Genomic DNA, 20317 nt, shown 5'->3' on the forward strand with positions numbered 1-20317 from the left:
TACTTTGGGCAATATCCTGCGTACTTGAAGTGCAGGGGTGTTAGCTACGCTCTTTCACCCGAATCACTTACTTGAGTAAGCTCATCGGGACTCATTTGCTTGCTGCCTACCTGCGACTCCAATTACTTTGGGTAATATCCTGCGTACTTGAAGTGCAGGGGTGTTAGCTACGCTCTTTCACCCGAATCACTTACTTGAGTAAGCTCATCGGGACTCATTTGCTTGCTGCCTACCTGCGACTCCAATTACTTTGGGCAATATCCTGCGTACTTGAAGCCGCAGGGGTGTTTCGCACGATTACGCCGTCTCTGGCGGTAATTCAGTAATTATCTGATAAAGCTCTTCATCACTTTGTGCCGCCCGTAGACGACGACACACTGTTTTATCAGCTAATCGCTTGGCTACTAAAGACAAAGTGTGTAAGTGAGTTTTACATTGATCTGCTGGAACCAACAAGGCAAATAATAGGTCAACCGGTTGGTTATCAATCGCATCGAAAGCGATGGGTTGTTCCAAACGGATAAATACACCCACGGCACGCAGGGTGTCTTCTTCCAACTTGCCATGAGGTATCGCGATACCACTGCCAATGCCAGTGCTGCCCATACGTTCGCGGGTTAATACAGCATCGAAAACGATCTGTGACGGCAGGTTAAGCTGTTTGGCAGCTAACTCGCTGATAATTTCCAAAGCCCGTTTTTTACTTGAGCAATGTACGGAGCTTTTGGTGCACTCGATATTTAATACCGAGCTTAATTGCAATGCTGGATCGTTGATCATCTCATCTTTCACTTAAGCGCTGTTTTAGACCTGATACCAGCGGGGAAATTTTCTTTCCACCGCTGGAACAGATTATGTAGCGAGTGTAGAACCTTTATCGGTTAATGTTGCTTCAATTTATCTTTATGCTTGTTCAACTGGCGGGCCAGTTTATCAACCAGAATATCAATTGCGGCGTACATATCCTCCTGCTCTGAGCTTGCATGCAACTCGCCCCCATTCACATGTACCGTGGCTTCTGCAATTTGTTTTACTTTTTCGACACTTAAAACCACATACACCTGGTTAATTCGATCAAAATATTGCTCAAGTTTGGCAAATTTAGTGGTAACAAACTCGCGTAATGCTTCGGTTATTTCGACATGATGTCCGGTAATATTGAGCTGCATAGTGTCTTCCTTCTCAGTTCAGGTCAAACCAACTGTTTACGTTGATTTGACGGCGGGATGGATAACGACTCTCGGTACTTCGCGACAGTTCGGCGCGCCACCATAATGCCTTGTTCACATAATAGTGTGGTCAGCTTGCTGTCACTCAGTGGTTTGGCAGGGTTTTCTGCCGCAACCAATTTTTTCACCAGCGCACGAATCGCGGTAGAAGAAGCTTCACCTCCGCTATCTGTATTGACGTGGCTGGAGAAGAAATATTTCAGCTCGAAAATACCCCGAGGACTATGCAGGAACTTCTGCGTGGTCACGCGGGATATTGTCGATTCATGCATATCCACGGCCTGAGCAATGTCAGCCAGTACCATGGGTTTCATAAATTCAGGCCCATTCTCAAAGAACGCCACTTGCTGTTCAACAATGCAACGCGCCACTTTCAGCAACGTTTCATTGCGGCTTTCAAGACTTTTTATCAACCATTTTGCTTCTTGCAGATTGCTGCGAATAAACTGCCCGTCGCTATCATTGCGGGTATTGTTACCCATCGCTGCATATTGCTGGTTAATTTTCAGGCGTGGAATGCTATCGGCATTCAGCTCGACCGTCCAGTGCCCTTTGTCTTTACGTACCAAAACATCTGGAATGACATACTCCGACTCCCCAGTATTGATAGACTGGCCTGGGCGCGGATCCAGTGACTGAATCAGGGCGATGGCTTCTTTAAGTGTATCTTCTTTTAGCCGACTTAAGCGGATCATCGTGCGGAAATCGTGGTTACCCAGCAAGTCCAGATAATCGCTAATAACCAAGCGAGCTTCGGCAAGATAGGGGGTGTCTTTCGCATATTGCGACAACTGCACCAATAAACATTCGCGCAGATTGCGAGCCGCAACGCCAATAGGATCAAAGTGTTGTATCCGTTTAAGCACGGCCTCAACTTCATCCAACCCGACGTTTTCATCCCCCATACTTTCCAGAATGTCTTCCAGAGGAACGGTAAGATAACCGGTTTCATCAACGGCATCGACGATAGAGGTCGCGATCGCGGCATCGGTTTCTGAAAAGGGGGTCAAATCGACTTGCCACATCAGATAATCTTGCAGTGTTTGAGTGGTTTCACCCTGATAAACCGGCAGTTCATCATCACTGTAATCATTGCCCATGCCCGATGGGGTGCCTGCGGTGTAAATCTCATCCCAGGTGGCATCCAGCGGTAACTCTTCCGGCATATCTTTTTGTTCCAGCGCTTCGCGAGTGTCGAGCGATTCACTGTCTACGGTTTCTTTGGCATCAATCTCTTCATGAAGATCGGTTTGCTCAAGCAGGGGGTTACTCTCCAGCGCTAACTGAATCTCCTGCTGGAGCTCAAGCGTAGAAAGTTGCAACAGGCGAATAGCCTGTTGAAGCTGCGGAGTCATTGCCAGTTGTTGGCTAAACTTGAGTTGCAAACCTTGCTTCATAATACGGTATCAATTTTCCTTAATGGATGACGAAACGGCTTTCGAGTGAAGATTAGAGGCGGAATTCTTCACCCAGATAGACACGTTTAACTTGTTCGTCAGCCAAAATTTCCTGTGGTGTGCCGTGAGCAATTAAATGCCCTTGGCTTACAATATAAGCCCGCTCACAAACGTCCAATGTTTCACGTACGTTGTGGTCGGTAATCAGAACTCCAAGGCCGCTGTCACGCAGATGCTCAATAATTTTTTTGATATCAATAACAGAAATTGGGTCGACCCCGGCAAAAGGCTCATCCAGCAGAATAAATTTAGGATTTGCTGCCAGTGCGCGGGCAATTTCAACACGGCGGCGTTCACCACCAGAAAGCGATTGGCCTAGACTGTCACGTAAATGAGTAATATGGAACTCTTCCATCAACTCATCAGCACGTTCTTGACGTTGTTCAGATGAGAGGTCTTTACGGATTTCCAGCACCGCCATCAGATTGTTAAATACACTCAGGCGGCGGAAGATGGAAGCTTCTTGCGGCAAATAGCCAATCCCACGCAGGGCGCGTTCATGGAGCGGCAAGAGGCTGATATCTTCGTCATCAATCACAATACGCCCGGCGTCACGCTGGACAATGCCGACGACCATGTAAAAAGTGGTGGTTTTACCCGCACCATTCGGCCCAAGCAGGCCGACAATCTCACCGGACTTTACTGTCAGGCTAACGTCTTCGACCACTTTACGGCCTTTGTACGCCTTAGCCAGTTTTTCTGCGATTAATGTTGCCATAAATGATTACTTACTCTTCTTTTGGCCTGAAGCTGCTGGCCCTTTGTCTTGTAATTGGGACGGTAATAGCACGGTAGTGACGCGATTGCCTTTGTTACTAAAGGCTTCCATCTGCTGTTTTTTCACCAGATAAGTGATGCGATCACCTTTGATATTGCTATCAAGCTGCTCCAGATAGGCGTCACCGGTCAATATGACTAAGTCATTAGCGACTTCGTAACGCAGTTTCTGCCCGTGGCCTTTGACCGGTTTACCGCTATCTTGCATCTGATAAAAAGTCACCGGATTACCAAAACCTTCGATGACCATTTTGTTTTGATCACCGCCCGGACGAGTCACGACAACTTTATCAGCCTTAATCTCAATGGTGCCTTGCTTGATAACCACATTATCAGTAAATGTGACGGTATTCGCCGCCATATCTAACGCTTGTTTGACCGAGTCGACTAGAACGGGTTGGTCCGAATCGCCGGTTAAAGCCAATGCAGGCAAGCTTGCGGCCAAAAGTGAGCTGGCAAGCAAAAAATGACGAATTTTATTTTTGGATTTCATAAGAGGTTTTAACCTTTTCAATCAGCTCGGCGGTCTTATCCCGCAAGTTCCCACGCATTTTCATGCCGTTAGATGTAAATCCAACACCAAAGAGGGTAACTTCATCGTCTGAGGATACATCCTGAGTGATCAAATTAACCTGGGCGTTATCGGTTCTAATTTTTTGTAACTGGGCATCTGGGGTCAGGCTATCAACCTCAACGTGACCATACAAATAAAGCATTTTATCATTGGTCAGCTTGGCGCGATCAGCTCGTACTGTCCAAGTGGCGACAGCATTCTCATCAAACATGGTCATGACCGGTCGGGTAAACCATGTCAGTTCCTGTGCCGCGAAGTTCTGAACCTCTTCTGCCACCAATTTATAACTGAGTTGCCCGACCGGATTAAAGACCACGGTCACAGTATGCTGGCTTTGTGAAGAGGGCTCAGTATCATCAACCACCGGTTGAGTGGCTTGCTGATTAAAGCCCGACATATTCCAGCCAATCAATGCTAATGCAATCAGTGCTAAGGATATCGTTATCCATAGTCTTGTTTTACTCATATCGACAATCCTTTGGCACCTTCGAGTTTACCTTGGGCCAATAATATCAAATCACATATCTCGCGTACTGCACCGCGTCCGCCATTGATATGCGTAACATAATGCGCCTTGGGAATGAGCAATGGATGGGCATCAGCTACTGCAACAGATAACCCCACTTGCGCCATGACGGGCCAATCAATCAGGTCATCGCCAATATAAGCCACTTGCTCAGGCTGGCATTTTAATGCTGTCAATAACTCGTTATAGGCGACCAGCTTATCAGATTGCCCTTGATAAAGGTGGGTAATGCCTAAGGTGTTGGCGCGGTCTTCCACTAATTTGGCACGGCGACCGGTAATAATGGCCACTTCAATACCTGAGGTTATCAGGCAGCGGATGCCATAGCCATCGCGCACGTTGAATGCTTTCAGCTCTTCGCCCTGATTACCCATGTAAATCAGACCATCAGACATCACACCATCAACATCACAAATCAGTAGGCGAATGTTTGTCGCGCGCTGCATGACGCTGTTAGCCACGGGTCCATAACAGGTGTCCAGATAAACGGTACTGCTCATAATTTACCCTTAATTAAACCACGCCAGCTCTCAGCATGTCGTGCATATGCACCACGCCCAGTAATTGATCACCATCGGCGACCAACACCGCGGTAATATGACGTGACTCCATCAGATTAAGTGCATCGACCGCCAACATGGTTGGACGAACCCGAATACCGCCACTGGTCATCACATCGGCAATTTTCGCATTATTCAAGTCCACGCCCATATCAAATACCCGGCGTAAATCACCGTCGGTAAAGATACCTTTAATCATCATCAAGTCGTCACAGATTACGGTTAAACCCAGATTTTTCCGAGTAATCTCCAGTAATGCATCTCGTAACGAGGCATCGGGACTGACATGTGGGATATCAGCGCCAGTGTGCATAATATCGCTGATTCGCAGCAGTAACTTGCGCCCCAGTGCGCCGCCGGGGTGGGAGAGCGCAAAATCTTCTTGAGTGAAGCCCCGCGCTTGTAACAGTGCCACGGCAAGAGCATCGCCCATCACCAGTGTGGCGGTGGTGCTGGTGGTTGGTGCCAAGCCCAGTGGGCATGCTTCTTGCGGTATTTTAATACATAAATGAATGTCGGCCGCTTTACCCATAGTGCTGTCTGGGTTGTTACTCATACAGATCAGCTGGATTTTCTGGCGCTTCAGTACCGGGATCAGCGCAAGAATTTCGTTAGATTCCCCCGAGTTGGAGATGGCTAACACAATATCTTGCGAGGTGATCATGCCGAGGTCACCATGACTGGCTTCGCCCGGGTGGACAAAGAATGATGGCGTGCCCGTGCTGGCAAAGGTCGCGGCAATTTTGCAGCCAATATGGCCTGATTTGCCCATTCCCATCACCACAACTTTGCCGCGGCAGTTAAATATTGCCTCACAAGCTTTGGCGAAATCGTCATTAATGTATTGATCGAGTTGTGCCAACCCTTCGCGCTCAATCTGTAATACTTGTTTACCCGCCTGCTGAAAATTCATTTTTGGCTGTGAATCTACATCTGACTGTGAATTAACGCCCGGCTGTAAATTAAAAGAGGACATACTTGGTTCCCGCTCAATGTTGGTAAACAACATGGGTTACGCTGCGCTTAAAGGCGCCCAAAATAGCACCGCGAGATACGCGATAAAGCCACATAATAACAGAGCGCCCGCCACATGACCGATTCTATGTTTACGCCCCAGACAAAGAACAGTGAATACCACACTGACACCCAGCATGACCCAATAGTCACGTTGGAAAGCTTCAGGATTGATATCCCCAGGGGATAGCAGTGCGGGAACGCCTAACACAATAACAATATTAAAAATATTCGAACCGATGATATTGCCGACCGCCATATCATCTTCCCCTTTCAGCGCACCGGCAATGAAAGTGGCCAGCTCTGGTAAACTGGTACCAATGGCGATTACTGTCAGCCCGATAACCAATTCACTGACGCCAGCGACTCGGGCAATAACCGTGGCATTGTCGATAATCATTTTGGCTGATAGAGGCAAAATAATAAATGCCAGCACCAGCCACAGTAACGCGACGGTATTATTGCTGTCCTGCGGTAATTCAGCCAGCTGTTCGCGGGTCAGAATGTCATTTCCCTCGGCATGGGCTAGTCGGGCAATTTTTAGCATCAGGATAATAAAAGCTGCCGCCGCCAGGAGCAAAATAACGCCATCCCCACGGCTGAGATGATTATCTGCCAGCAGAAAACCGCACAGTACCGTCACGACCAACATTAGGGGTAATTCGCGGCGTAAAATCTCAGAACGCACGGTGAGTGGCCGTATCAGGGCCGCACCACCAACAATCAATAACAGATTGGTAATATTGGAGCCCAGCACATTGCCAACCGCCATATCGGTTTGGTTATTCAACGCCGCAGTGACTGAAACAATCAGTTCCGGCAACGATGTGCCAATACCGACGATGGTCATCCCAATAATAAGTGGCGGAATACCGAAAGAACGGGATAACACGGCCGCGCCGTAAACTAATCGATCGGCACCGTACACCAATAAAACCAAGCCAATGATTAATAGTGTTATCGCAAGAAACATGCAGAGTCCTTTATTAGGTATAATCCCGATCCGTTGGTCAACATCACTGAAAACGCTTTACGCTCTTTTTTAGTTACACCCTAATTTTGACTGTGAGTGCCAGAAAAGTAAAACTTATGGCAACTTTGGCTACGAAAAAGCGTTAATAAGTTGCCAAAATACTTCCCAATTGCGCTCGTTACCGCTATTTGCTGTAGCATTGGCGGTTATATGAGTAAAAAAAGGCCTAAGGGACGAATGATAATGAACCAACTGGCGCCGAATTTAATAGAGATCCGTGGGATGAGTTTTACCCGTGGTGAGCGTCCGATATTCGCCGATATCAACATGACAGTCCCGCGTGGCAAAGTTACCGCGATTATGGGGCCATCGGGGATTGGTAAAACCACATTGTTGCGCCTGATTGGCGGGCAACTGACACCCGATGCCGGTGAAATCTGGTTCGATGGTGATAATATTCCAACGCTTTCGCGCCAGCGTTTGTATGATGTGCGCAAGAAAATGAGCATGCTGTTTCAATCTGGCGCGTTATTTACCGATTTAACTGTGTTTGAGAACGTGGCTTTTCCATTACGTGAACATAGTCGCTTACCGGAGGAGTTGCTGCACAGCACGGTGATGATGAAGTTAGAAGCCGTTGGGCTACGTGGTGCGGCCAACTTGATGCCAGCCGAACTTTCCGGCGGTATGGCTCGTCGTGCGGCATTGGCGCGGGCAATTGCTCTTGATCCTGAATTGATTATGTTTGACGAGCCGTTTGTCGGTCAGGACCCTATCACCATGGGGGTCTTGGTCAAACTGATTGATGAGCTGAATCATGCACTGGGTGTCACCTGTGTGGTGGTATCCCATGATGTGCCTGAAGTACTCAGTATTGCTGATTATGCTTATATTGTTGCCGACCAACATGTTATTGCTGAAGGAACACCTGAGCAGTTGCAAGCCAACGATGATATGCGGGTACGTCAGTTCCTCGATGGTATTGCCGACGGGCCGGTGCCTTTCCGTTTCCCGGCCGGGGATTATAAAACTGAATTGTTAGACGCAAAGTGATGGAGTCTTCATGTTAGTACAGGCGTTAGCGTCTTTAGGGCGCAAGGGCATTAATGTCTGCGCATCCTTTGGTCGCGCAGGTTTAATGCTGTTTAATGCGCTGGTCGGGCGGCCTGAACCACGAAAACAATGGCCATTACTGCTCAAGCAGCTGTATAGCGTTGGGGTGCAATCCCTATTGATTATCGTGGTCTCTGGTCTGTTTATCGGCATGGTTCTGGGATTACAGGGCTTTTTGATTCTAACGACCTACAGTGCAGAAGCCAGCCTTGGCATGATGGTTTCTCTATCACTGCTGCGTGAGCTCGGGCCGGTTGTCACGGCGCTGTTATTTGCGGGGCGTGCCGGTTCAGCCCTGACGGCAGAGATTGGGCTGATGAAAGCCACTGAGCAGATTTCCAGTCTGGAGATGATGGCTATAGATCCTCTGCGGCGTGTGGTTGCGCCTCGGTTCTGGGCCGGTCTTATCAGCATGCCATTATTGACCGCTATTTTTGTCGCCGTGGGTATCTGGGGCGGTTCTGTGGTGGGTGTTGATTGGAAAGGAATTGATGGCGGCTTCTTCTGGTCAGCCATGCAAAGTGCCGTAGAGTGGCGCACAGATTTACTGAACTGCCTAATTAAGAGCTTGGTATTTGCTATTACCGTGACCTGGATTGCGCTGTTCAATGGTTATGATGCGATCCCAACATCTGAAGGGATTAGCCGGGCAACGACCCGTACTGTCGTGCATTCGTCACTGGCGGTATTGGGATTAGATTTTGTGCTGACAGCACTGATGTTTGGGAACTGAGTCGATGCAAACGAAGAAAAGTGAAGTCTGGGTAGGCGCGTTTATACTGATCGCTATTCTGGCAGTGGTATTCCTCTGCTTGAAAGTTGCGGATATTAAATCAGTGGGCAACCAGCCGACTTACCGGATTTATGCAAACTTTGACAATATTGGTGGCTTGAAAACCAATTCTCCGGTGAAAATTGGTGGTGTTGTGGTGGGCCGGGTGGCAGAAATAACCTTGGACACCCAAAATTACAGCCCACGAGTGGCAATAGATATTCAGCAACGTTATAACCATATTCCGGACACCAGTTCATTAGCGGTGCGCACTTCCGGCTTATTGGGTGAGCAGTTCCTGGCGTTGAATGTCGGTTTTGAAGATCCAGATATGGGCACCAGTATTTTAAAAGATGGTGGCGTGATTCAAGACACCAAATCTGCATTGGTTCTGGAAGACCTTATCGGCCAGTTCTTGTACAAAAGCGACGGTAATGGTAATTCTGATGCACCTGCGAGTGAACCTGCAGCACCAACGGTTGCGGCACCCGCACCGGCAGCAACGGGTAGCTTGCCTGCAACTCAACATCCTTAAGAGGGTATCGAATGTTTAAACGTTTACTTATGGTCGCGTTGCTGGTGGTTGCACCATTGGCAAATGCTGTCGATCAAACCAATCCATACCGTCTGATGGATGAAGCAGCGCAAAGAACATTTACGCGCCTGAAAACCGAACAGCCGAAAATTAAGCAGAATCCCGACTATTTACGCACTATCGTACGTGAAGAGCTGCTGCCGTTTGTCCAGATTAAGTATGCTGGGGCGCTGGTTCTGGGGAGCTACTACAAAGCGGCAACGCCTGCACAGCGCGAGGCGTATTTCAATGCATTCAGCCAATATCTGGAGCAAGCCTATGGTCAGGCATTGGCGTTGTACCACGGCCAAACTTATGACGTCGCACCAGACCAACCGCTGGGTGATGCCAATATTGTCGCTATTCGCGTCACTATCTTTGACCCGAATGGTCGCCCGCCAGTACGTTTGGATTTCCAATGGCGTAAGAACAGTCAAACGGGTGCATGGCAGGCCTATGACATGATTGCCGAAGGGGTCAGCATGATCAGCACCAAGCAGAATGAGTGGGCTTCTATCCTGCGTCAGAAAGGGGTTGATGGCTTAACTCAGCAACTGCTGATTGCTGCGAAACAGCCAATCACATTAGATAAACAGTAATGATGAATATTATATCAGGTGAACTGAGCTGGCAGTCACAGCAGGAAACGCTGGTACTGCAAGGTGAATTAGACCGCGAAACCCTGTTGCCTCTGTGGCAACAGCGAGAAACTTTGTTGGCAGGCAAAACACATATTGATGTCAGCCAATTACAGCGTGTCGACTCATCCGGCCTGGCACTGCTGGTTCATTTTCGTGAGCTGCGCAGCAAGCAGGGAGTCTCACTCACCATTACCGGTGTCAGTGATCGACTGTCAACCTTGATAGAGCTGTATAATCTTCGGCAAATCATTCCGGTGGAAACAGTTGCCTCAATGAAAACAGCCAACATATAGCCATTGGATTTAAGCCGGCTCTCTTTTGTGTCGTTTATTGCCAAAGCAAAAGACTAAGTTTTTAAAAAGCTAAAGTTTTCAAGCCCCTGTGCGTAATAGCAAAACAGGGGCTTTTCTTTAGTTTCAGAGAAAGCCGTATTCCACTAATATGTGAAGCTGATTACTATCCTCTTAAAATAGAATGAATCTTATGGATACCAACGAAATTAAAGATGTGCTGATGCAAGCATTAGCATTACAAGAAGCGCATGTTACCGGTGACGGCAGCCACTTTCAGGTGATTGCTGTGGGTGAGCTATTCGCTGATATGAGCCGGGTGAAAAAACAGCAAGCTGTGTATGCGCCTTTGATGGAATATATCGCTGATAACCGCATTCATGCCTTATCCATTAAGGCCTATACGCCACAAGAGTGGCAGCGGGATCGCAAACTAAACGGCTTTTAATGCTGTTGGCTCCAGAATTGTCTTCAGGCCCGTTTTTAGCGGGTTGATAGGCAGTTACGAAGGCGGGCAGTGAATTCGAATTGACAACAGAGAGTGGTCACAATGGATAAGTTTCGTGTGCAGGGGCGGACTCGCCTGAGCGGTGAAGTCACTATTTCCGGAGCGAAAAACGCCGCATTGCCTATATTGTTCGCGGCGTTGTTGGCCGAAGAACCGGTAGAGTTGCAAAATGTCCCACAGCTAAAAGACATTGATACCACGATTAAATTGCTTAGCCAATTAGGCACTAAAATTGAGCGTGATGCTTCAGGCTCTGTTTTTGTTGATGCCAGCGGTGTGCATGAATTTTGTGCGCCTTATGACTTGGTGAAAACCATGCGTGCTTCTATTTGGGCTTTGGGGCCGCTGGTTGCTCGTTTTGGTAAAGGGCAAGTCTCTTTACCGGGCGGCTGTGCGATCGGCGCACGTCCAGTTGATTTGCACATCACGGGTTTGGAACAGCTGGGTGCAGAAATCAAGCTGGAAGAAGGCTACGTTAAAGCTTCCGTTAATGGTCGTCTGAAAGCTGCGCATATCGTGATGGATAAAGTCAGTGTTGGCGCAACAGTGACCATTATGAGTGCGGCAACTTTGGCTGAAGGTACCACGGTAATTGAAAACGCTGCTCGTGAGCCGGAAATTGTCGATACAGCTAACTTCCTGAACACTCTGGGTGCCAAAATCACCGGCGCCGGGACTGACCGTATTACCATCGAGGGGGTTGCCCGCTTAGGTGGTGGTGTCTATCGTGTGCTGCCTGACCGTATTGAAACCGGTACTTTCCTAGTTGCTGCAGCGATTTCTGGCGGTAAAGTGGTGTGTCGTCAGACTCGCCCAGATACGCTGGATGCTGTACTGGCTAAGCTGCGCGAAGCAGGTGCGGATATAGAAATCGGTGACGATTGGATCAGTCTGGATATGCATGGCCAGCGTCCTAAAGCTGTCACCCTGCGCACCGCACCGCACCCTGGTTTCCCGACCGATATGCAGGCGCAATTCAGCTTATTGAATTTGGTGGCTGAAGGCACCGGTGTTATCACTGAAACTATCTTTGAAAACCGCTTTATGCATGTGCCAGAGCTGATTCGTATGGGCGCACACGCAGAAATCGAGAGCAATACCGTGATTTGCTATGGTGTTGAGCAGTTGTCTGGTGCTCAGGTGATGGCAACTGATCTGCGAGCTTCTGCCAGTTTGGTATTAGCAGGCTGTATCGCTGACGGGGTAACTATTGTTGACCGTATTTATCACATCGATCGTGGTTATGAACGTATCGAAGATAAACTGCGTGCGTTAGGTGCCAAAATTGAGCGTGTAAAAGGCGAATAACCGCCCCTTATTCATGATTTTTGGTATGTAACTCGCTGAATATGTGAAAAAATGCCAGCCGATATGTTCGAGCTGGCATTTTTTATGTTGGTAGTGAAAGTATTTTTAACCGTGAACTTATCACTCAGCAAAACAGCGCGGTTACTGTGCAGGCTGCTGACCGAGAACTTCATTTTGATCTAATTCGGTGATAGTAATTTGTGCAGTGATTTGCTGACCATTGCGCAGTAACAGTACCGGAATCGTAGTTCCTGGGCGAATTTCTGCCACTTGGTCCATGGTTTCTATCACAGATGTCGCAGGCTTGTTATTCACACTGAGAATAATGTCACCCACTTGCAAATCAGCATGCGCGGCTGGACCGTTGGGGGATATTTTATTCACTTTAATACCATGAATTCGATCACCACCATTGCCGCTAGCATTGAATGGTGGATATTCCTCACCGGTAATACCGATATAGCCACGAATGACTCGCCCATCACGAATCAGCTTTTCCATCACTTTGGTGGCAAGTGCGGTCGGAATAGCAAAACCAATACCTTCCGGTGTTTCACCGTTGCTGCTTTTATCAAAGGATAACGTGTTAATCCCCATCAGCTCACCCAAGGTGTTTACCAATGCGCCACCAGAGTTACCTTGGTTGATTGAGGCATCGGTCTGGAGGAAGTTTTGCCGCCCGGAATCACTCAACCCAATACGCCCAGTGGCACTGATAATCCCCTGAGTCACGGTTTGCCCGAGGTTGTAAGGGTTGCCGATTGCCAGAACAACGTCGCCAATATGGGGGGTACGATTAATATTGATGGGAATGACTGGTAGATTAACTGCATCGATTTTCAACACCGCTAAATCAGTCAAATTATCCGAGCCGACCAGCAATGCTTCAGAGATGCGGCCATTTTGTAATGCCACAATGATCTGTTCAGCATTATTGATAACGTGCTTGTTCGTCAGGATATAGCCCTTATCACTCATGATTACGCCAGAACCCAATGTTCGAATGGCTAACCCTTCCTGATTGGGACTTAGGCTACGGTTGTAGACGTTAACAACCGCCGGAGCCGCCCTGCGCACCGCCTGATTGTAACTGGCAGGAGTCTCTTCATCGACACTATTGGCGTTGCCGGAAAAAAAGTGACCCGGGCTACGGAGCATAGGCATGGCGACCAGCAAAATACCGGCGACAATTAGCCCCAAAATAATAGAACGCAATAGCTTAAGAAACATGAAGTTTAAGGCATGAATGAATAGATAACGCGAGGATAGCATGAGTTTGGCGGACACAGCATTGTGCTGTGTCCGATTTTTCTGCAAATTAGCGGATTAACAGGTAAATATTCTCTTCACCGCGCACAATATTCAGCGCAATCACCGCAGGTTTAGCTTCGATAGCTTTACGCAGCTCCGCGATATCCTGCACTCGTACCCGGTTTACGGCGATAATCACATCGTCTTTCTGTAAGCCAGATTGTGCAGCAGGTGAGCCTTTTGTCACGCTTTCAACTTTAACCCCTTTACTGCCACCTTTGATTTCGCCATTGCTCAGGGACGCGCCCTGCAATGATGGCGACAAAGTATCAGCGCTGGTTGAAGTTGGGCTGCTGTTCTCTAGCGTTACAGTGACTTCAAGTGGCTTGCCATCACGGAGTAAGCCAACTTTAATCGCTTTACCCGGACCGGTAGTCCCGACTTTGGCGCGCAATTCAGCAAAGCTGCTGATAGCTTTACCATCGACGGAAACCAGCACGTCGCCAGCTTTAATGCCGGCTTTAGATGCTGCTGATTTTGGCAATACTTCGCTGACAAAAGCACCACGTTGGGCATCAATATTAAAGGCTTTCGCCATATCCGCAGTCATTTCGCTACCACGGATGCCCAGCAGGCCGCGTTTCACTTCACCAAACTCAATCAACTGCTGGCTAAGGTTTTGCGCCATATTACTTGGAATGGCAAAGCCGATACCGATGTTGCCGCCACCCGGGGCCAGAATTGCAGTATTAATCCCGATTAATTCGCCATTCAGGTTAACCAAAGCACCACCAGAGTTACCCCGGTTGATGGAGGCATCGGTCTGGATAAAGTTCTCTAACCCTTCTAGATTCAGGCCACTGCGCCCCAGTGCTGAAATAATACCGGAGGTGGCGGTTTGTCCCAGACCAAATGGGTTACCTACGGCAACAGCGAAATCGCCGACCCGCAGGTTATCTGAGTCTGCCATTTTGATAGCGGTCAGATTTTTGGCATCGGTCAGCTGTAATAACGCGATATCGGTTTGTTCATCACGACCAAGCAATTTGGCATCATATTCACGGCCATCATTGAGCTGAACACGAATTTTATCTGCGTTATTGATAACGTGATTGTTCGTCAGCACATAACCTTTTTCGGCGTTAATAATGACGCCAGAACCCAAACCTTCAAACGGACGGTTGCTCTCTTTGCCGGTTGGTGCATTCGGGCCAAAGAAGAATTTGAACTCTTCCGGCAAGCGTTGCTGCTGGGCTTGAGTACCAGAGACGTGAACGCTGACAACCGCAGGCAAGACTTTTTCCAGCATCGGAGCCAAGCTAGGGACTGATTGCCCGGCCACGGCTGTAGGCAGCGCTGCTGCGTTCACCATAGGAACAGATGCGAGACCTAAGCCGACACTCATTGCCAGCGCACTAAGAAATAATGACTTTTTCTTCATTGATTTAAACTCTCTCAATACCTAACGGTGAATGAATAGGGTGGATGGCTGTTACAGGCCCGTTGTAAATTCAGACTCTGAATTAGCTGAAAAATTCACTTATTTCAAAAGGCTACTGCTGTTCTAAAAATAAGCATCCTAAGATATCGCTTGATATAAGGGCCGCGATAAAGCAATTCAAGGAGAGGTAAGTATAGAAGTGTAAATGTGCTGACTACGATAGAGCGTCGCTCTACCGTAGTCAGCATGATAGGTATGTGTTTAGTCGCGAGTCTGATGCTCCGGGCGCAACAAACCGGATGCCCCTTCAGAATAGTCCCGAGGTGGCATTTTAACCGGCGCTTGATCATTATCCGCTTCAGATTCAGACAGACGGTAGCGGAACGGGTTATCCTGCAACGGCAAGTCCGGCAGTAAGTTATTAGAGCTCTTCGCCATATGCTGATAAAGCTGACGATAGTCGCGAGCCATGTTATCCAACAACTCAGCACTGCGGGCAAAATGCCCAACCAGTTCCTGGCGATACTCTTCCAGATCTGCTTTGCTCTTCTCCAGCTCATTTTGCAGCACTTGCTGCTGACGCAATTTGCGGTTGCCAAAGCGCATAGCTACCGCGCCAATCACAACACCAACAACCAACCCAATAAGCGCATACTCCCAGGTCATGATGACTCCTTTTTTGACTTCATTGTTCAGCAGGACTTTTTCACTTAATAATACCCACTATAACCGTTAACCTTGTCCGAGTGGAATCCTGATACAACTTTGCCTATGGTTATCAGGCTTTTTCCGCAATATCAGAGTCGGTAAATGCTGCGATTGCCCGATAAATCAGCAAGAAAGCGCAGCCAAAAGTAGATAACTATTTTATCAGGGATTGTTGATAAACATGCAACCTAGTTCACCTATAGCACTTTACCAGCAGGCACTTGATGCCGGCGACTACCAACCCGATGATGTGCAGCGTCGTACCGTAGCGCGGCTGGACACTCTTTATCAAGAGTTGAATCAACGCCAGAATACGCCACCGGCCAGCGCTGGTCTGCGCGGGCGTTTGGGGCGTTTGTTGGGGCGTCCGGCACCACGAGTGTCAATACGACCGGCCCAGGGTTTATATATGTGGGGGGGAGTTGGGCGTGGTAAAACCTGGCTGATGGATATGTTTTTCCACAGCTTGCCGGGTGAGCGCAAACTTCGTCTGCACTTTCACCGCTTTATGTTGCGGGTACAGCAAGAATTGATGGCGTTGCAAGGTCATGAAGATCCATTAGAAATTATTGCTGATGGCTTCAAGGAACAGACCGATGTGCTGTGTTTTGATGAATTCTTTGTTTCAGACATCACTGACGCCATGCTGCTGGCAACATTGCTGGAAGCACTCTTTGCCCGCGGTATCACATTGGTAGCCACATCCAACATCCCGCCGGATGATTTGTACCATAACGGTTTGCAGCGAGCTCGCTTCCTACCCGCCATTGCGCTGATTAAGCAATATTGTGATGTGATGAATGTTGATGCCGGAATCGACTACCGCTTACGCACCTTAACTCAGGCCAATCTTTATCTGACACCGTTAAGTCCGCAAACTGAGCATGCCATGGAGGAGATCTTCGTCAAACTGGCGGGTAAAGAGGGGGAACAGGCTCCGGTGCTGGAGGTTAATCACCGCCCCTTGCCAGCTATTTGCTCGGCACAGGGGGTTCTGGCGGTTGATTTCCATACGTTATGTGAAGAGGCACGCAGCCAACTGGATTATATTGCGCTCTCCAAGCTCTATCACACGGTATTGCTGCACAATGTTCACCGGATGGCGACAAAAGATGAGAATACTGCGCGGCGTTTTCTGGCATTAGTCGATGAGTTTTATGAGCGGCGGGTAAAACTGATTATTGCTGCTGAAACATCAATGTTTGAGATTTATTGCGGTGAGCGCCTTAAATTTGAATATCAGCGCTGTTTATCGCGACTACAAGAGATGCAGAGCGAAGAATATCTGTCTTTACCGCATTTGCCGTAAGGATATCTGCACTGCTGTTATTCACTTTTTACCTGCTAAAATGCTACTCTGTTGTGGGCGATCGTCCTTCGCCCTTACTTAACATGTTTAATTTATACCTTTCTCGTCAAAAACAGTTCGATCTTTAACGTCGACTTCTCTATAATCTTGCGACCCCACGTTACAACAAAGTTTTTTTTTCCCAAAAACTTTGATAGTGCCAGCATTGGCTATTCGAAGGGGTAGGTTTGCTGGACTGATGGTCGTGTGAGCCTCAACTGTTTTTGAACGTTTGGGTGTTCACCAACGTGTAACTTATTAATTGGGTAAGCTTTTATAATGAAAACTTTCACAGCTAAACCAGAAACTGTAAAACGCGACTGGTATGTTGTTGACGCGAATGGTAAGACCTTGGGTCGCCTCGCTACTGAACTGGCTAGTCGCCTACGCGGCAAGCATAAAGCGGAATACACCCCGCACGTTGATACTGGTGATTACATCATCGTTCTGAACGCAGAAAAAGTTGCCGTAACCGGTAACAAGCGTACAGACAAGATTTATTACCGTCACACCGGTCACATCGGTGGTATCAAACAAGCGACCTTTGAAGAGATGATTGCCCGCAGTCCTGAGCGTGTGATTGAAATCGCGGTTAAAGGCATGCTGCCGAAGGGTCCGCTGGGCCGTGCAATGTATCGTAAACTTAAAGTTTACGCTGGTACTGAGCACAATCATGCGGCGCAGCAACCGCAAGTTCTGGACATTTAATCGGGATTATGGCAATGGCTGAAAATCAATACTACGGCACTGGTCGCCGCAAAAGTTCTGCTGCACGCGTTTTTCTTAAGCCGGGTAGCGGTAAAATCGTTATTAACCAACGTAGCCTCGAAGTTTACTTCGGTCGTGAAACTGCCCGCATGGTAGTTAACCAACCGTTGGAACTGGTAGACATGGTTACCAAGTTTGACATGTACATCACTGTTAAAGGTGGTGGTATTTCAGGTCAGGCTGGCGCTATCCGTCACGGTATCACCCGTGCACTGATGGAATATGACGAGTCTCTGCGTGGTGAACTGCGTAAAGCTGGCTTCGTAACGCGTGATGCGCGTGAAGTTGAGCGTAAGAAAGTGGGTCTGCGTAAAGCACGTCGTCGTCCACAGTTCTCCAAACGTTAATTTTTTGCCTTTACGGCATCAGATTAATGGTAAAAACCCGGTGTCTCACCGGGTTTTTTTATGCCTGAAAAACAACTTTCCACCATTTTATACACATTATTTTTATCGCTAAACTGTTGTCTGATAGACAATTGATCACGAAATCGCAGCGCCATCCCCACAAAACATGCAAAATCTGGTAAACTATCATCCACTTTTGTGCCTGTTCGGCGAACTGTTGGCGTCCGTGTATCTCCCTGGCTGAATTATTCTCTCGACCAAGGCTTATTTACGGCAACAGCTGTCGAGATTGCGAACCGGCGGTAAAACGACTCAGGATAGCAACGTCATCGTGGGCTATTCGCATTGTTTTCTAGATAATCTTGGAGGTTTTCATGGCTGTCGCTGCCAACAAACGTTCGGTAATGACGCTGTTTTCCGGCCCGACCGACATTTTTAGCCATCAAGTACGTATCGTACTGGCGGAAAAAGGTGTCAGTGTTGAGATTGAGCAGGTTGAAGCTGATAATCTGCCGCAGGACCTGATTGACCTCAATCCTTACCGTACCGTCCCTACTTTGGTTGATCGCGAGCTGACGCTGTATGAATCCCGCATCATCATGGAATACCTGGATGAGCGTTTTCCTCACCCGCCATTGATGCCGGTATACCCTGTTGCTCGTGGTAGCAGCCGTTTGATGATGAACCGCATTGAGCAGGATTGGTACTCTCTGCTACACAAAATCGAGCAAGGCAACGCGCAAGAAGCTGATGCGGCACGTAAGCAGTTGCGTGAAGAGCTGTTGTCTATCGCGCCGGTATTTAACGAAATGCCTTTCTTTATGAGCGAAGAGTTCAGTCTGGTCGATTGCTACCTGGCTCCGCTGTTGTGGCGTTTGCCGGTGTTAGGTATTGAGTTCACTGGCGCGGGTTCTAAAGAGCTGAAAGGCTATATGACCCGTGTGTTTGAACGTGATGCATTCTTGGCTTCTCTGACTGAAGCTGAACGTGAAATGCATCTGAAAACTCGGGGTTAATTGTTATGGAGATGTCTGATATGTCTCCGCGCCGCCCTTATCTGTTGCGCGCATTCTATGAGTGGTTGATTGATAATCAACTGACTCCGCATCTGGTGGTGGATGTTACCCGGCCAGGTGTTTCGGTGCCGATGGAGTTTGCTCGTGATGGGCAAATTGTATTGAATGTGGCACCGCGTGCAGTGGGTAATCTGGAACTGGGTAATGATGGCGTGAGCTTCAATGCCCGTTTTGGTGGAGTTCCCCGTCAGGTTACCGTACCTATGGGTGCGGTGATGGCAATCTATGCGCGCGAGAACGGTTCGGGCACAATGTTTGAGCCTGAAGAAGCTTACGATTCTGATGCTGATGGTAATTTTGTTGGCATAGAAGAGGAAGGTAGCGAAACTGCGTCGACTGAAAGCCTGACATTGGTAACGGATGATACTCAGGCACCAGAGGGCGAAGGTCACTCTCCTGATGATGAGCCGCCGCAACCGCCACGCAGTGGTGGTCGTCCGGCATTACGGGTTGTGAAGTAATCGCCTTCGTTTCGGGCAAAAAACGATATACCCAAAGGGCGGCATTGGCCGCCCTTATCATTTCTACCTAACCTGCCACTCAACCTATCTTTTTCAATTCCGCCAGGCAGCTATCACGCTGGCTCATCATGTCGCTATTTCTAATCGTCGATAAGGTATGGGAAGCGCGTTGCTGGAAGCTAGCTTTAGCGGCACTGTCTTTGGCATCAGCCGGTGCGGTACAAATTTCTGACAGTGTTAATGTCTTACTGTCACTGACTGCTTTGAGTACTGCGGCCGGGTTATAAATCAGCGCGGAAGAGAGAGCTGATTTTACACCCGCGGTGAAGCTTGCATTTCCACCATCGGCCAGTTTAGGGGCCATAGCAATCCAGTTATCATCACCCAGCTTAATATTATTCTCTACTGCGGGTAGTTGCCCAGCCCGAGCCAGCTCGGCGACAACTGCGCGTGCGCCACGCGCTTCAATATTGTAACCAACTTCTTGATAATTAAGAGACATCGCAAATGCGCTGCCGCTAATAGCCAGCAAGCCGCCGGCCATGAAAAGTAAGTGAGATTTCATAACAGATAATCCTTTCTTTAAAACAAGGCGTAATAA

At 48.3% G+C, this 20317-nt stretch carries 25 protein-coding genes; 12 read left to right on the forward strand and 13 right to left on the reverse strand.

The features are described from left to right. Positions 1-297: 297 nt before the first annotated feature. The 9 genes from ptsN to FTA96_RS22025 form a co-directional block, all read right to left on the reverse strand. The gene (ptsN, locus tag FTA96_RS21985; RefSeq protein WP_050111004.1) at positions 298-780 is read right to left on the reverse strand and encodes a PTS IIA-like nitrogen regulatory protein PtsN; all 483 of its coding nucleotides are present in this window, start codon (positions 778-780) and stop codon (positions 298-300) included. 101 nt (positions 781-881) lie between these two features. Next, positions 882-1169 (reverse strand): ribosome hibernation promoting factor, encoded by a 288-nt coding sequence (hpf, locus tag FTA96_RS21990; protein WP_004392031.1) that lies wholly within the window; start codon positions 1167-1169, stop codon positions 882-884. A 23-nt stretch (positions 1170-1192) separates the two neighbouring features. After that, positions 1193-2626, reverse strand: coding sequence for an RNA polymerase factor sigma-54 (gene rpoN / locus FTA96_RS21995; RefSeq protein ID WP_050111001.1), 1434 nt, complete (start codon positions 2624-2626; stop codon positions 1193-1195). A 52-nt stretch (positions 2627-2678) separates the two neighbouring features. After that, entirely contained in the window at positions 2679-3404 is a 726-nt protein-coding gene (lptB, locus tag FTA96_RS22000; RefSeq protein ID WP_004710935.1) for an LPS export ABC transporter ATP-binding protein, read from the reverse strand. Between the two features lie 6 nt (positions 3405-3410). Then, positions 3411-3956, reverse strand: coding sequence for a lipopolysaccharide ABC transporter substrate-binding protein LptA (gene lptA / locus FTA96_RS22005; RefSeq protein WP_032817008.1), 546 nt, complete (start codon positions 3954-3956; stop codon positions 3411-3413). Then, positions 3940-4503, reverse strand: a complete 564-nt coding sequence (gene lptC / locus FTA96_RS22010) for an LPS export ABC transporter periplasmic protein LptC (RefSeq protein WP_050111000.1) — start codon at positions 4501-4503, stop codon at positions 3940-3942. Before lptC ends, lptA begins: the two co-directional genes overlap by 17 nt. After that, a complete protein-coding gene (kdsC, locus tag FTA96_RS22015) occupies positions 4500-5063 on the reverse strand; it encodes a 3-deoxy-manno-octulosonate-8-phosphatase KdsC (protein WP_050110999.1) in 564 nt (187 codons plus the stop codon). Before kdsC ends, lptC begins: the two co-directional genes overlap by 4 nt. 13 nt (positions 5064-5076) lie before the next feature. Next, positions 5077-6099 carry an arabinose-5-phosphate isomerase KdsD gene (kdsD, locus tag FTA96_RS22020; RefSeq protein WP_087816735.1) on the reverse strand — a complete coding sequence of 341 codons (1023 nt, stop codon included), beginning with the start codon at positions 6097-6099 and terminating at the stop codon, positions 5077-5079. A gap of 36 nt (positions 6100-6135) precedes the next feature. Further along, a complete protein-coding gene (locus FTA96_RS22025; protein ID WP_004710925.1) occupies positions 6136-7110 on the reverse strand; it encodes a calcium/sodium antiporter in 975 nt (324 codons plus the stop codon). 243 nt (positions 7111-7353) lie between these two features. Here FTA96_RS22025 and mlaF point away from each other — a divergent pair, with 243 nt between their 5' ends. The 7 genes from mlaF (at position 7354) to murA (ending at position 12316) form a co-directional block, all read left to right on the forward strand. Then, positions 7354-8163: a phospholipid ABC transporter ATP-binding protein MlaF gene (mlaF, locus tag FTA96_RS22030; RefSeq protein WP_050110997.1), complete on the forward strand. Its 810-nt coding sequence runs from the start codon at positions 7354-7356 to the stop codon at positions 8161-8163. Positions 8164-8173: 10 nt separating this feature from the next. Further along, positions 8174-8956 (forward strand): lipid asymmetry maintenance ABC transporter permease subunit MlaE, encoded by a 783-nt coding sequence (mlaE, locus tag FTA96_RS22035; protein ID WP_032911543.1) that lies wholly within the window; start codon positions 8174-8176, stop codon positions 8954-8956. 4 nt (positions 8957-8960) lie between these two features. Further along, positions 8961-9530: an outer membrane lipid asymmetry maintenance protein MlaD gene (mlaD, locus tag FTA96_RS22040; RefSeq protein WP_050123233.1), complete on the forward strand. Its 570-nt coding sequence runs from the start codon at positions 8961-8963 to the stop codon at positions 9528-9530. An 11-nt stretch (positions 9531-9541) separates the two neighbouring features. Continuing rightward, a complete protein-coding gene (mlaC, locus tag FTA96_RS22045) occupies positions 9542-10168 on the forward strand; it encodes a phospholipid-binding protein MlaC (protein WP_050110995.1) in 627 nt (208 codons plus the stop codon). A gap of 11 nt (positions 10169-10179) precedes the next feature. Then, a complete protein-coding gene (gene mlaB, locus FTA96_RS22050; RefSeq protein ID WP_050111003.1) occupies positions 10180-10503 on the forward strand; it encodes a lipid asymmetry maintenance protein MlaB in 324 nt (107 codons plus the stop codon). Positions 10504-10693: 190 nt separating this feature from the next. Then, on the forward strand, positions 10694-10948 hold the full coding sequence (gene ibaG / locus FTA96_RS22055) for a BolA family iron metabolism protein IbaG (RefSeq protein WP_004710915.1): 255 nt from the start codon (positions 10694-10696) through the stop codon (positions 10946-10948). A gap of 102 nt (positions 10949-11050) precedes the next feature. Continuing rightward, complete coding sequence (gene murA / locus FTA96_RS22060; protein WP_145574892.1) at positions 11051-12316, forward strand: UDP-N-acetylglucosamine 1-carboxyvinyltransferase; 1266 nt, start codon at positions 11051-11053, stop codon at positions 12314-12316. A gap of 141 nt (positions 12317-12457) precedes the next feature. Here the strand turns inward: murA and degS are convergent, their stop codons facing one another. The 3 genes from degS to zapG all read right to left on the reverse strand — a co-directional run bounded on the left by degS (position 12458) and on the right by zapG (position 15674). Next, the gene (degS, locus tag FTA96_RS22065) at positions 12458-13546 is read right to left on the reverse strand and encodes an outer membrane-stress sensor serine endopeptidase DegS (protein ID WP_050134374.1); all 1089 of its coding nucleotides are present in this window, start codon (positions 13544-13546) and stop codon (positions 12458-12460) included. A gap of 88 nt (positions 13547-13634) precedes the next feature. Next, positions 13635-15008: a serine endoprotease DegQ gene (gene degQ / locus FTA96_RS22070; RefSeq protein WP_050110993.1), complete on the reverse strand. Its 1374-nt coding sequence runs from the start codon at positions 15006-15008 to the stop codon at positions 13635-13637. 261 nt (positions 15009-15269) lie between these two features. Further along, positions 15270-15674 (reverse strand): Z-ring associated protein ZapG, encoded by a 405-nt coding sequence (zapG, locus tag FTA96_RS22075; protein ID WP_050110992.1) that lies wholly within the window; start codon positions 15672-15674, stop codon positions 15270-15272. Between the two features lie 223 nt (positions 15675-15897). Here zapG and zapE point away from each other — a divergent pair, with 223 nt between their 5' ends. The 5 genes from zapE (at position 15898) to sspB (ending at position 19716) form a co-directional block, all read left to right on the forward strand. Beyond that, complete coding sequence (gene zapE, locus FTA96_RS22080; RefSeq protein WP_050145797.1) at positions 15898-17025, forward strand: cell division protein ZapE; 1128 nt, start codon at positions 15898-15900, stop codon at positions 17023-17025. Between the two features lie 318 nt (positions 17026-17343). Then, positions 17344-17772 carry a 50S ribosomal protein L13 gene (gene rplM / locus FTA96_RS22085; RefSeq protein WP_004710905.1) on the forward strand — a complete coding sequence of 143 codons (429 nt, stop codon included), beginning with the start codon at positions 17344-17346 and terminating at the stop codon, positions 17770-17772. 14 nt (positions 17773-17786) lie between these two features. After that, positions 17787-18179: a 30S ribosomal protein S9 gene (rpsI, locus tag FTA96_RS22090; RefSeq protein WP_005162424.1), complete on the forward strand. Its 393-nt coding sequence runs from the start codon at positions 17787-17789 to the stop codon at positions 18177-18179. 374 nt (positions 18180-18553) lie between these two features. Then, complete coding sequence (gene sspA / locus FTA96_RS22095) at positions 18554-19195, forward strand: stringent starvation protein SspA (RefSeq protein WP_004714928.1); 642 nt, start codon at positions 18554-18556, stop codon at positions 19193-19195. A 5-nt stretch (positions 19196-19200) separates the two neighbouring features. Then, a complete protein-coding gene (gene sspB, locus FTA96_RS22100; protein ID WP_050110990.1) occupies positions 19201-19716 on the forward strand; it encodes a ClpXP protease specificity-enhancing factor in 516 nt (171 codons plus the stop codon). A gap of 79 nt (positions 19717-19795) precedes the next feature. Here sspB and FTA96_RS22105 read toward each other — a convergent pair whose 3' ends face one another. Continuing rightward, a complete protein-coding gene (locus tag FTA96_RS22105; RefSeq protein WP_050134145.1) occupies positions 19796-20281 on the reverse strand; it encodes a hypothetical protein in 486 nt (161 codons plus the stop codon). Between the last annotated feature and the right edge of the window lie 36 nt (positions 20282-20317).

This window comes from Yersinia alsatica (genome assembly GCF_902170305.1).
GTDB classification, from domain to species: Bacteria; Pseudomonadota; Gammaproteobacteria; order Enterobacterales; family Enterobacteriaceae; genus Yersinia; species Yersinia alsatica.